At 38.1% G+C, this 11,257-nt stretch carries 10 protein-coding genes, 3 tRNA genes and 2 pseudogenes; 5 read left to right on the top strand and 10 right to left on the bottom strand.

The window, feature by feature from the left end; translation table 11 throughout:
• Window positions 1-98 precede the first annotated feature (98 nt).
• From ATCC51562_RS01750 to gmhB, 5 genes are read right to left on the bottom strand one after another with little or no spacing between them, the layout of a single operon-like run.
• Window positions 99-494, bottom strand: coding sequence for an SseB family protein (locus ATCC51562_RS01750; protein WP_021090632.1), 396 nt, complete (start codon window positions 492-494; stop codon window positions 99-101).
• A gap of 1 nt (window position 495) precedes the next feature.
• Window positions 496-1,065 carry a D-sedoheptulose 7-phosphate isomerase gene (gene gmhA / locus ATCC51562_RS01755; RefSeq protein ID WP_021090624.1) on the bottom strand — a complete coding sequence of 190 codons (570 nt, stop codon included), beginning with the start codon at window positions 1,063-1,065 and terminating at the stop codon, window positions 496-498.
• Complete coding sequence (gene rfaE1, locus ATCC51562_RS01760; protein ID WP_021090916.1) at window positions 1,040-2,458, bottom strand: D-glycero-beta-D-manno-heptose-7-phosphate kinase; 1,419 nt, start codon at window positions 2,456-2,458, stop codon at window positions 1,040-1,042. The genes gmhA and rfaE1 overlap by 26 nt, the downstream gene beginning before the upstream one ends.
• A complete protein-coding gene (rfaD, locus tag ATCC51562_RS01765) occupies window positions 2,451-3,440 on the bottom strand; it encodes an ADP-glyceromanno-heptose 6-epimerase (protein WP_021091057.1) in 990 nt (329 codons plus the stop codon). The genes rfaE1 and rfaD overlap by 8 nt, the downstream gene beginning before the upstream one ends.
• Complete coding sequence (gene gmhB / locus ATCC51562_RS01770; protein WP_035167164.1) at window positions 3,437-3,952, bottom strand: D-glycero-beta-D-manno-heptose 1,7-bisphosphate 7-phosphatase; 516 nt, start codon at window positions 3,950-3,952, stop codon at window positions 3,437-3,439. Before gmhB ends, rfaD begins: the two co-directional genes overlap by 4 nt.
• Window positions 3,953-4,043: 91 nt before the next feature.
• On the opposite strand from gmhB, the gene ATCC51562_RS01775 reads away from it, so the two are divergent.
• Window positions 4,044-4,346 carry a c-type cytochrome gene (locus tag ATCC51562_RS01775; protein ID WP_021090501.1) on the top strand — a complete coding sequence of 101 codons (303 nt, stop codon included), beginning with the start codon at window positions 4,044-4,046 and terminating at the stop codon, window positions 4,344-4,346.
• 167 nt (window positions 4,347-4,513) lie between these two features.
• Window positions 4,514-4,927: a tyrosine-type recombinase/integrase gene (locus ATCC51562_RS09940; RefSeq protein ID WP_414531036.1), complete on the top strand. Its 414-nt coding sequence runs from the start codon at window positions 4,514-4,516 to the stop codon at window positions 4,925-4,927.
• A 28-nt stretch (window positions 4,928-4,955) separates the two neighbouring features.
• Here ATCC51562_RS09940 and ATCC51562_RS01785 read toward each other — a convergent pair.
• From ATCC51562_RS01785 to ATCC51562_RS01800, 5 genes and pseudogenes are all read right to left on the bottom strand, one after another.
• Window positions 4,956-5,030: transfer RNA gene (locus ATCC51562_RS01785), tRNA-Met, on the bottom strand.
• A 26-nt stretch (window positions 5,031-5,056) separates the two neighbouring features.
• Window positions 5,057-5,131: transfer RNA gene (locus tag ATCC51562_RS01790), tRNA-Gln, on the bottom strand.
• 107 nt (window positions 5,132-5,238) lie between these two features.
• Window positions 5,239-6,699: pseudogene (locus ATCC51562_RS01795) on the bottom strand (DNA translocase FtsK); the annotation flags it as partial.
• A 261-nt stretch (window positions 6,700-6,960) separates the two neighbouring features.
• A pseudogene (locus ATCC51562_RS09945) lies at window positions 6,961-7,419 on the bottom strand (DNA translocase FtsK 4TM domain-containing protein); the annotation flags it as partial.
• 41 nt (window positions 7,420-7,460) lie between these two features.
• Window positions 7,461-9,776: a flagellin gene (locus ATCC51562_RS01800; RefSeq protein ID WP_021090895.1), complete on the bottom strand. Its 2,316-nt coding sequence runs from the start codon at window positions 9,774-9,776 to the stop codon at window positions 7,461-7,463.
• A 139-nt stretch (window positions 9,777-9,915) separates the two neighbouring features.
• Here ATCC51562_RS01800 and ATCC51562_RS01805 point away from each other — a divergent pair, with 139 nt between their 5' ends.
• The 3 genes from ATCC51562_RS01805 to ATCC51562_RS01815 all read left to right on the top strand — a co-directional run bounded on the left by ATCC51562_RS01805 (window position 9,916) and on the right by ATCC51562_RS01815 (window position 11,244).
• A complete protein-coding gene (locus ATCC51562_RS01805; RefSeq protein ID WP_021090967.1) occupies window positions 9,916-10,662 on the top strand; it encodes a YaaA family protein in 747 nt (248 codons plus the stop codon).
• A gap of 124 nt (window positions 10,663-10,786) precedes the next feature.
• Window positions 10,787-11,089, top strand: coding sequence for an HU family DNA-binding protein (locus ATCC51562_RS01810; protein WP_012001719.1), 303 nt, complete (start codon window positions 10,787-10,789; stop codon window positions 11,087-11,089).
• A 68-nt stretch (window positions 11,090-11,157) separates the two neighbouring features.
• A tRNA-Leu gene (locus ATCC51562_RS01815) sits at window positions 11,158-11,244 on the top strand.
• The last annotated feature ends 13 nt before the right edge of the window (window positions 11,245-11,257 follow it).

Genomic DNA, 11,257 nt, shown 5'->3' on the forward strand with positions numbered 1-11,257 from the left:
TTTTTTCCTTAAATTTAGCTTGGCTGATTTTAGCTTAAAATTAATAAAAACTTGCTAAATAGCAAATCAGCGACTTTGGCAATAGTGCGATGAAAATTTTAGTCTAAAATTCTTGCTATCTGCTCTTTTTTAAGAATAAAATCATAGCTAAATGCATCTACAACGACTCCAGCGTAACTGCTCTCTTTTAGCATCGCAAGATACTCTTTTAGCCCTATCTCAATGCTCTCTTGCTCGCTATCGTTTCGCCAAAGTTTCATCGCCTCTTTGCTAGTAAATGCTGGAAAATAGCTAAGCTTTTCGCCCTCATCTTCAAGCAGGATAAATTTGATATTTGAGCCCTCCTCCTCATAAATGACGCCACCATCAGGCTTTGCGAGTGCTTGGTTTAAAAGTACCGGAGCGAAAAAAGTAGCTTTTTTTAGAGCCGATATCAAATTTATCTCATTTTGCTGGCTGGGATCTTTTAAAAATTTATCCATCGCTTCTTGCATTTTAGCCCCTAAAAGCCTCGTCTACGGCCTGGCAAATTGTGTGTATGAAAAATATGTGTGACTCTTGTATCCTTGCTGTATCGCTTGAGCTAACGACTAAATTTAGATCGCAGCCCTCATTCATAGCGCCACCTCCTTTGCCACTAAGTCCAAGTACTGATGCGCCCATTTTCTTGGCACTTTTTATAGCTTCAAGGACATTTTTGCTGTTGCCACTTGTTGAGATCGCCACGAGTAAGTCGCCAGACTGGGCTAAGGCCTCAAACTGACGTGAGAAAACATAGTCAAAGCCGTAGTCATTGCCAATGGCCGTAAGTGCCGAAGTATCAGTGGTTAGCGCGATGCCAGGTAGTGGCTGGCGCTCACTTTTATATCTGCCAGTTAGCTCGGCTGCAAAGTGCTGAGCATCCGCCGCAGAGCCGCCGTTACCACATATCAGCACCTTTTTACCATTTTTTAGCGTATCAGCCACCATCTGGCAAGCGCGCTCTAGGCTATCCAGCAAATTTACATGCTCATTAAAGGTCTTTTGGTGAGCCTCAAGCTCATTTTTTATCATTGTTTTTAGCATCTTTTATCCTTTTTATTATCCCTGTTGTGCTTTTGCCCTCGACAAAGTCAATTAGCCTGACCTCTTTTACGATATCGCTACCAATAACCTCTTTATCTTTATAATCAGCCCCTTTTACAAGCACGTCAGGCTTTATCTTTGTTATCAAATTTAATGGCGTATCCTCGTCAAATATCACGACATAATCGACAAACCCAAGCCCACTTAGCACGCAGGCTCTATCATCTTGCGAGTTTATAGGCCTCGCCTCGCCTTTTAGCCTCTTAACTGAAGCATCAGAATTTAGCCCAACAACCAAAAGATCGCCAAGCTCCCTTGCGCGTGCTAGGTATTTTACGTGCCCAGCGTGCAAAATATCAAAGCAACCATTTGTGAAAACGACCTTTTTCTTATCCTTTTGGCTCAAAATTTCTTCTAGCTCCTCAACGCTTTTAAGCTTGTGCTCGAAATTTGCCCCAAATGAGCTATTTAACAGCTGCTCGATCTCGCTAAAGCTAGCCGTTGCGCTGCCGATCTTAGCCACGACAACGGCTGCAGCAAGATTTGCTATCTTTATCGCCTCTTTTATGTCAGCCCCATTTGCTAGCATATAACCAAGTGTAGCTAGCACCGTATCTCCAGCACCAGTGACATCAAAGACCTCTTTTGCTTTAGCGGCAAAGATGTGCAGCCTGTCATCATATAGCGCGATGCCCTCTTCTGAGATCGTGATGATCGAATAGGTCAAATTTAGCTCGTCTTTTAGCTGTTTTATCGCCTTTTCAAGCTCAACCTTGTCTCTTATCTTTAAATTTGTAGCCTCACTCGCCTCTTTTTTATTTGGCGTCAGAAGGGTTGCGTTTTTATACTTTGAGTAGTCGCTACCTTTTGGGTCGATAAGTACTGGGATATTTAGCCTCACGCACTCGCTTATGATCTCTTGGCAGACCTTCTCGCTAAGCACGCCTTTGCCGTAGTCGCTTAGCAAGACAGCCTTAAAATTTGCAAGATTTTCTTTGACTTTCAAGACAAGCTCATCTTCTAAATTTATCTTGACAACGCTCTCTTTATCGATCCTGACAACTTGCTGGTGCGATGCCATGATACGGCTTTTTATTGAGCTTTCACGCCCTTTTTCGGTGAGTATGAGCTCATCTTTTACGTTTAGCTCAGCAAGCCTCTCTTTTATCTTTTTGCCAGCCTCATCATCTCCCAAAACGCTAGCCACGCTCACGTTTGCGCCAAGTGAGAGCAAATTTCTCACCACGTTGCCAGCGCCACCAAGCGTGTAGGTTTCGTTATTTATCTTTACAACCTGCACTGGCGCTTCTGGCGAGATGCGGTCGCAGCTGCCCCAGATATAGTGGTCCAGCATGAGATCGCCGACGACTAAAATTTTAACTCTCTTAGCCATTTATCTCTTCCTTGTAAATTCTCTTTATTTCTGGCAAGTAGTCTTTTATTGCCTCTTCCAAGCTCCAAGTCGCGCTAAAACCAAATGCCTCGCGAGCTGGAGCTACGTCGGCCTCTGTATGAAACTGATATGAGCCGATAAATGGATTTTTGATATATTCGTTGCCTAAATTTACGCCGATCTCGCGTTGCAAGATATCAGCGATATCTTGAAAGCTTCTAGCCTTGCCAGTAGCTGCGTTATAGACGCCACTTGGCGCGTCAAGTGCTTTTATGTTTGCGTCAATGATATCTTTTATATAGACAAAGTCGCGTTTGATCTGGTCGCTGCCTTCAAAGAGTCTTGGGGTCTTGCCAGCTAAAATTTGCAAGCCAAATTGAAGCACCATTGAGGCGGTTTTATTTTTAAAAAACTCGCCCTTGCCAAAGACGTTAAAATACCTCAGTCCAACCACACTCACACCACGCTTTGCGTAAATTTTATTGATATTATCCATACTTAGTTTGCTAAAACCATAGACGTTATTTGGTGCTTCACACTCGCCAACTGTTTGTGGACTCTTTGCGTTGCCATAAGTCGCTCCAGAGCTTGCGTAGATCATCTTTGCGCCTAAACTCTCGCAGATATCAAGCAAATTTACAAAGGCGTTTACATTTGTTTTGATAAGCTCGTCTTGCTCTTTTACAGTCGTATCTGAGATCGCTGCCTCGTGGTAGATGACGTCTGGACGAAAGCTCTTTATCTTTTCAAGTGTGCTAGGATCGTTGATGTCACCAGCGTAAATTTCACCCTTAAATCCAAGTAAATTTTTAAAATGACCAAAGCTTTTTAGGTTGCCATTGCTAAATGTCTCGTCGTTTCTAAATTTATCCACGACAAGCACGTGAGCATCTTTGTAATTTTCATCAAAATAGTGCGCCAAGGCTGAGCCGATAAAGCCAGCACCACCAGTTATAACTATCTTTTTTCCGTTTAAATTCATAGTGATTTTTCCTTTTTTAGCTTATTTAAAACATCTCTTACATCTTTAAAATTTATGCCATCAAGCAAGAAATTTCTACCAACACCTGCCCTTTTGCCAGCCTCGACGTCGCTTGGCTTATCGCCTATCATGAGCGAGTTTTTAGGGTTTATATTAAACTCTTTGCAAGCATCAAGTATCATCTTTGGATTTGGCTTTCTACAAGCGCAATCTGCCTCTGGGGCATGTGGGCAAAAATAGACTTTTGTGATGGAAATTTGCTCTTTTTTGAAAATTTCAAGCATAAATTTATTTAGAGCGTCAAACTGCTCCTGCGTGTAGTAGCCTCTTCCGATACCTGATTGATTTGTCACGATAAAGAGTTTATAGCCAGCCCCAGCAAATTCCCTTAACGCATCAAAAATACCATCGATAAATTTAAAATCTTTTATCTCGTAAACATATCCAGCATCTTCGTTTATTACGCCGTCTCGATCCAGAAAAAGTGCTTTAATAGGCTCATTTTTATTCATTTGGTGATTATAGCCAAAATATTTTAACTAGCTTCTTGCGAATTTACCTTTTTGTACTATAATGCACAAACTTTTTTACAAAGGATGAAAAATGAAAAAATTACTAATTGTTTCTAGCGTTGCAGCTCTACTTTCAACTGCTGCCTTTGCTGCAGATGGTGCTGCTATCTACAAAAAATGCATCGCCTGTCATGGTGCAAAAGCCGAAAAAGTCTTTAATAATAAAGTTCCAGCTTTAACATCTCTTGATGTAGCAGCTATTGAAGAGGCACTAAAAGGTTATAAAACAGGAGCAAATAAATTTGGTCTTGGCGCTATGATGAAACCAATCGCTACTCCAATGAGCGACGAAGATGCAAAAGCAGTGGCTGAATACATCCAAACTTTAAAATAATAATTAGGGGCATTCGCCCCTCCTGCATTTTTAAATTTATACTAATTAATTTATAAAAACAATAGTAGGTGGGAATTTCTCTTTTTATATTTAAAAGTTATGAAACCTATTTTTTACTAATCTTTCTTTTTGCATATTAAAACAAAACTATTCTAGTCTTCAAAGCCATAAAGCAACGCTTAGAAATAGCTAAGAGCGTAAGTAAAATAGAGGCACGCAAACTCTTTACTGAAACAAAAGACAATGGAGTGCTTCGTATGGCTTACTACTGGGTATCTCAAGGGGCTTATGATAACTGCAAAGACCTACCCTTAAACAAGTGCCCCATAACTCATCTAAACCACGATACAGCAAATCGTATGTGGTGGGCTGTAAGAAACCATTTAGGATATAAGGGAGAAAACAATACTCACGGACTATACGTATTACGCCATACAGTAGCTTCTAGGTTAGTGAGTTTGAAGGGATTTAATGCTCATAAATTGATGGCTTTTATGGGTCATACGGATATTAAGAGCAGCTTATACTACGTTCATCTCAATGTAGATGATATACGTGATGGTGTGGGGGTTGGTGCTTAGTTAAAGGATGATAAAAGTAATGGGCATTTGGTTGCGGAGGACGGATTTGAACCGCCGACCTTCGGGTTATGAGCCCGACGAGCTACCACTGCTCTACTCCGCGATAAGTATCATTTTGGATTTAAAAAGTGGATGGGGTAAGAGGATTCGAACCTCTGAATGACTGGACCAAAACCAGTTGCCTTACCGCTTGGCGATACCCCAATGTTTTTAAGAGTTGTAATTATATAGATTTTAATGTGCTTTGTCAAGACTTTTTAGAATTTTAATAAAAATTAAAATTCTAAAATTAAAACAATTTATGACTTTAGCTATAAAATTTCTCTTTGTCCTTTTGCATTCACTGGGCTTAAAACACCCATTTTTTCCATTTGCTCTATTATGTTTGCAGCTTTGTTGTAACCTATTTTTAGACGTCTTTGCAGATAACTGATCGACGTTTTTTGCTCACTTAAAATGATCTCTTTGGCCTCTTCGTAAAGCTCGTCAAGCTCATCTTCTCCTAGAGTACCAGCGGCCACACTTCCGCTTGTGCCTTCTTCTATTAAAAATTTCTCATCATAAACTACATCTTGTTGCTCTTTTAAGAAATTTACAACCGTTTCTATCTCTTTTTCGCTAGCAAATGGTGCGTGAAGTCTTATCACGCCAGGGCTTCCTGGAGGTGTAAATAACATATCTCCTCGTCCAAGCAAGCTCTCAGCTCCCATTTGATCAAGGATGACCTTACTATCGATCCTCTGCCCTACCCTATAACTTATCCTACTTGGCAAATTTGCCTTTATAAGGCCAGTCACGACATCGACACTTGGGCGCTGGGTTGCCACTATCAAGTGTATACCGCTAGCTCTTGCCATCTGTGCTAGGCGGCCGATATAAAGCTCCACATCCTTGCCACTAGTCATCATGAGATCAGCAAGCTCATCGATGATCACAACGATGTATGGAAACTGCTCGCCGCCTTCCTCTTTCATCTTTTCATTGTAGCTCTCTATATTTTTCGTACGAGTTTGGCTCATTATCTTATATCTTCGCTCCATCTCAGCGACCATATTGGCAAGTGCAGTGATCGCCTTTTTAGCCTCTGTAATAACTGGAGTTAGAAGATGTGGGATGTCGTTATATATGCTAAATTCAAGCATTTTTGGATCGATCATCATTAGACGTAAAGTTTGTGGGCTATTTCTATAAAGTAAGCTTAAAAGCATCGCGTTTATACCCACACTTTTACCAGATCCTGTAGTTCCAGCGATTAGCAAATGAGGTAGTTTTTTAAGGTCTGTCACAAAAGGGGCACCGACGATATCTTTGCCAAGCGCCATAGTTAGCGGGCTACTTGCATTTTTAAAGACTTCGCTCTCTAAAATTTCTTTTAGGTATATAGTTTCTAAATTTTGATTTGGTACCTCGATGCCTACCACATCTTTACCAGGGATCGGCGCTTGGATACGGATCGTTTGAGCCTTTAGTGCCATCGCCAGATCATCTTGCAAAGTGAGGATTTTACTCACCTTAATGTGCGGCGCTGGGCGAAACTCAAATGTCGTGACGATAGGCCCAGTATAAGTTCTAACCACATCGCCGTCTATTTTAAACTTACGGAGTTTATCAAGTAAATTAGAAATTTGTTGATCGATTTCAGCTTCATTGACACTATGCGAGCGTTTTGGCGGATCGTTTAAAAATTTAAGCGGTGGCAAGACAAAATTCTTTGGCTTTTCGACGTTGCCTCGCTCTATTTGATCAAGCAGCTTCTTATTCTCAGCCACTTCGTTTAAAATTTCAACTCCATTTATAGTTGAGGCCCTACTCTCTTTTTCTGGCTCAGGCTCTAGCTCTTCATCTAAATTCTGTTCATCATCATTTAGCACCTGAGCTTCTATAAGCTCTTCTTCTTTTATATCATTATTCTTTTGTTTTTTGCGTTCGATTTTTGGAAGTTGTTTTTGTTTTATCTCTTTTAAATTTCTCTCTTCATGGACTTTTGTCTCTTTATCCACAAACGCCTTTCTTAAAACAATTATAAAATTTTCCCTAAAAGCAAGCCCAAGTGAGATAATAAACATCATAAGTATAGCAACCGCAGTGCCGATAGAGCCGATCACCTCTTTTAAGGCACTAACTATGAAATTTCCAATTATACCGCCATTTATACTCGAAGCACTCAAGGCTTGAAACATTAAAAAAGCTACAAAAAAAAGAAAAATTCCTACCAAAAACTGAGCAAAATCAAAGTCAAATTTCTTAAAATTTTTATAGACAAAATAGCCCAAAATGATCAATAAAAATGGATAAACATACGCGATAAGTCCAAAATATTTGATATTTAAAACACCAAGGCTTTGTCCAAGCGAGCCAACAAAATCAGCAGTTGGAGCAGCTGTAGCGATACCAAAATATATAAAAATGCAAACAAAAATTGTAAATAAGATATGTCGTAAAATTTTAGATCCTTTATAAAAAAGGCTTATTATAGCACGCTTGAGTTTAATTTTAAAAAATCAGCAAGCTAGGCGGCCTGCTGATTTAAATTTTAATTTAAATAATTTAGCAAGCTTAGTTGATTTATCTTTGCACTTGCTTGTAGGGTTGCTTGATAAGATAGTGAAAGCTGCGTAAATTTCAAATATGACTCCGCATAGTCTGCGTCAATTACATCATTTTTAACAGTTAGCACATTCACTTTCATTACTTCGGCTCGCTCTTTTGTAGCGGTTAAAAGTCTTGATTGAGAGCCGATCTTTGTAAGCTCTTTATTTGCATGATCTATTAGATGATCAAGCCTTTGTAATGCGCCTTGCATGCCGGTATTTCGTGGATCATTGCTATTTGCATCAGCTCTATAATATCCCTTTCTAACAGCCTCAATCATATTATCAAGGTCTTGAAAAACGCTGGTACTTGGCTCATCAATAGTTAAAGCATTATTTTCATTAAAGCTAAAGACAGAACCCTTTCCTTGAGGGTGGCCAGCATTACCAGCCGTATCTCTACCGGTGCTATCGCCATCAAATTTATCACTATTTTTTGCATCATACATAGTTACTTCTATGTTTGTTACTGATTTTGTCTTATCAGTTAAAACCATTCTGCCTTTATCATCTAAAGTTGTCTCTACCGTGCCCTTTGTTTTTGATAAAGCCTCTTTATAGGCATTATAGTTTTGATCTCTTTTTACTTTTTCTATATCTGTATCAAAATTTGCGTTTTCTGCATGTGGAGGATTTGGGATATTATCACTTGCTGCCATAGCAACGATATCCATGAGCTGCCTATAAGTAAAATCGCTAGCATAAGTTCTGTAACTTCCAAACTCATCTGAGTTATAGACTGTTAAAGTTCTAGTTGCAGAAGGCGTGCCACCTGGTGGTGTAGATGTTATTTCAAATTGCACTGGAGTATCTGTACCCCCTGCTGTGCCCATTTTTACCTTTATGTCATATTTTGTACCAGTGATTGACTTTACTTGTAAATTTATCTCTTGGTCGTCAATATTAAAAAGCTCTCTCTTTCTAGCATCAACATCTTTTGGATATAAATTTCTATCGTAGCTCTCTTTTGTACCAGAAACTTCGCTTAGCTTTGTCTGATCTGTTGCATATTCGCCCGTTCTTCTAGCTACTTGAGGTAAATTTGCGATTAGCTCATTATCCTTTCTCTCAAATCTAACCTTATCATAGTCAAATGCATTTGTCGCATTTCCATCTTTATCGGTATATTTGCTCTTTACAAACTCAGTGATATGAACTGTTTTTGGAACGTTATTTGCCATTGTTTCAAGATCTTCAAGAGAATTTACCGCATCAAGCGCGTTGTTTTGAGCGATTGCACCGCGATTTGGTGCTACTGATGTGGCTGCAACCATATGAAAGTCAATAGTTTGATTACCTTTAGTAAGATCTTTTATATTAAATTGTCCATCGTTATTTATACTCACATCAACAACTTTTGTTGTTTTTGTATTGCCAAATTCCATGCCGATTTTTTCCATAAGCCCAGCCATTGTTGTATTTGCACTCATCTTAAATTTACTAGTAAATGTCGTGCCGTCTGGCTTTTTGCCTTGCATGAAAAAATATGTATCCGGAAAATTTACATTTGAATTATCTAAAAAATCATAATCCGGATTTATTGTTCCATTGTAAGAGCCGTCACTTCTAACCACTGAATCACTAGCGTAATTTAGCCCAATCATATTTTTTATCTTGCTGTTATCGTTTAGAAATTTTGGCGCATAAGAGATGTCGGTTCTAGTTTGATCAGCCAAACGAACATTTGTAGTCAAAATTTTACTGTAATCGCCATCTTTTCCTAAAAATAGATCATATCCTGGGATATTGTAAGGAAGCTCAACCTGAGCGCCAGCTGATGTTTTCATATAATCACGGTTGCCTTGATACTTTCCTGCACCATCTATTGGCTTTGTATCAACAGCACTTCCAGAAAACAAAAACTGCCCATTAACCGAAGTATTTGCAATATTTACAAGGTGATTTTTTATGCCTTGAAGGTCATTTGCCAAAGCCTCTAGTGACGTCTTACTATGTACGCTGCTAGCTGCTTGGACTACTTTTGTCTTAAAATTTTCAAGCTGTTTTTCAAACTCTTGCAATGCGTTATCTGTATTTTTTGAGAAATTTACAGATTTACCAGTGGCATCAACTACTTGAGTGAGAGTAGTCGCTTCATAATCAAGCCTCATCGCATCATTATAAGTCGCAGCACCATCGTATGGATCTTGAATTTTCAAACCATTTGAGAGCTGCTTATAGCTTTTATTTACACCAGTCATATTTTTTTGGTAGTCATGCAAAGTCTGGCTAAAACGTAGTTGGTTTGTTATTCTCATAATTTTTTCCTAAATTTTTATTCACTCTAAGCAAAAATAATTCCGCTTGTTTTTATATCGGTAAAAATTTGATTTTTTTTAGCACAAAAAGTTTATTGTATAATCCAACAAAAATTTATATATAAAATAGGTAAGAAAAATGGCATTAAAAATTCTCTTTTCTCCAAGCGAAAGTAAAATTTCTCTAAATACGAATAATAAATTTGATGGTAAGGATTTGATATTTCCAGAACTTTTTGACAAAAGAGTTGAAATTTTAAACAGATATGATGAGTTTTTAAAAAACGCAAATTTAGACGAGATAAAAAAGCTTTTTGGACTAAAAGAGCTTGAAGAGAGCAAGCAGCTGCGAGAAAGTCTATCTCAAAAAGGCAGCATAAAAGCTATCTTAAGATATGATGGCGTAGCCTATAAACATCTAAACTATCGTGGTTTAGATAATGAAGTGCAAAAATATATAGATAATAATGTTTTAATATTTTCAAATTTATTTGGGCCTATCTTAGCAAAAGATGAGATACCAGAATACAAACTAAAGCAAGGTGAAAAGCTGGGTGGCTTTGAAATTTCAAAATTTTATGAAAAAAATTTTAGTAAAGCGGTTGATAATTTTTTACAAAATGATGAGATTTTAGACCTTAGAGCTAAATTTTATGAAAAATTTTACACTATAAAAAAAGAATACATAGCTTTTTGTTTTGTAAAAAATAAAAAAATAGTGAGTCATCACGCAAAAGCATATAGAGGCGAAGTCTTGCGCCAGATAGCAAATAAGCTTGTAAAAAATAAAGATGAACTAATGAGCTTAAATTTTAAAAATTTAAGGCTTATTGATATGAAAAAGATTGGTCTAAAGACCGAGCTTATGTTTGAAATTTGCGAGTAAATTTTTAAAAAAATTGTATTTTTTGTTAAAAAAACGTAAAAAAGAGCTAAATTTAGGGAAAAAGTATTGTATTTTTTTTTAAAAGAGTGTAATATAGCCACATAACTTCTTAAAAGGATGGTTCATGAAAAAAGCTGAATTTATTCAAGCTGTTGCCGATAAGGCTGGTCTTTCAAAAAAAGATACTCTAAAAGTTGTTGATGCTACTTTGGAGACAATCCAAGCAGTTCTTGAAAAAGGCGATACAATTAGCTTTATAGGCTTTGGTACTTTCGGTACTGCTGACAGAGCTGCAAGAAAAGCTAGAGTTCCAGGAACTAAAAAAGTTATCGACGTTCCTGCTAGCAAAGCAGTTAAATTCAAAGTTGGCAAAAAACTTAAAGAAGCAGTTGCTGCTGGTGCTGCTAAAAAAGGTAAAAAGAAATAATTTCTTTTTAGGGGAGCAACTCTCCCCTTTTTCCTCTCACACAAAAATTAACTTTCAATCTTAACTTAGCCCGAGTGGTGAAACTGGTAGACGCGCCAGACTCAAAATCTGGTAAGGGCAACCTTGTGTCGGTTCGAGTCCGACCTCGGGCACCATTATACGCCTAAA

It is taken from the genome of Campylobacter concisus ATCC 51562 (genome assembly GCF_000466745.1).
Classification (GTDB): Bacteria; Campylobacterota; Campylobacteria; order Campylobacterales; family Campylobacteraceae; genus Campylobacter_A; species Campylobacter_A concisus_B.

Excerpts from the sequence above, each read along its gene's own strand:
- ATCC51562_RS01810 (WP_012001719.1), top strand. The coding sequence starts at position 10,787 with ATGAAAAAAGCTGAATTTATTCAAGCTGTTGCCGATAAGGCTGGTCTT.
- ATCC51562_RS01800 (WP_021090895.1), bottom strand. The coding sequence starts at position 9,776 with ATGAGAATAACAAACCAACTACGTTTTAGCCAGACTTTGCATGACTAC.
- ATCC51562_RS01775 (WP_021090501.1), top strand. The coding sequence starts at position 4,044 with ATGAAAAAATTACTAATTGTTTCTAGCGTTGCAGCTCTACTTTCAACT.
- rfaD (WP_021091057.1), bottom strand. The coding sequence starts at position 3,440 with ATGAATTTAAACGGAAAAAAGATAGTTATAACTGGTGGTGCTGGCTTT.
- gmhB (WP_035167164.1), bottom strand. The coding sequence starts at position 3,952 with ATGAATAAAAATGAGCCTATTAAAGCACTTTTTCTGGATCGAGACGGC.
- ATCC51562_RS01805 (WP_021090967.1), top strand. The coding sequence starts at position 9,916 with ATGGCATTAAAAATTCTCTTTTCTCCAAGCGAAAGTAAAATTTCTCTA.
- gmhA (WP_021090624.1), bottom strand. The coding sequence starts at position 1,065 with ATGCTAAAAACAATGATAAAAAATGAGCTTGAGGCTCACCAAAAGACC.
- rfaE1 (WP_021090916.1), bottom strand. The coding sequence starts at position 2,458 with ATGGCTAAGAGAGTTAAAATTTTAGTCGTCGGCGATCTCATGCTGGAC.
- ATCC51562_RS01750 (WP_021090632.1), bottom strand. The coding sequence starts at position 494 with ATGCAAGAAGCGATGGATAAATTTTTAAAAGATCCCAGCCAGCAAAAT.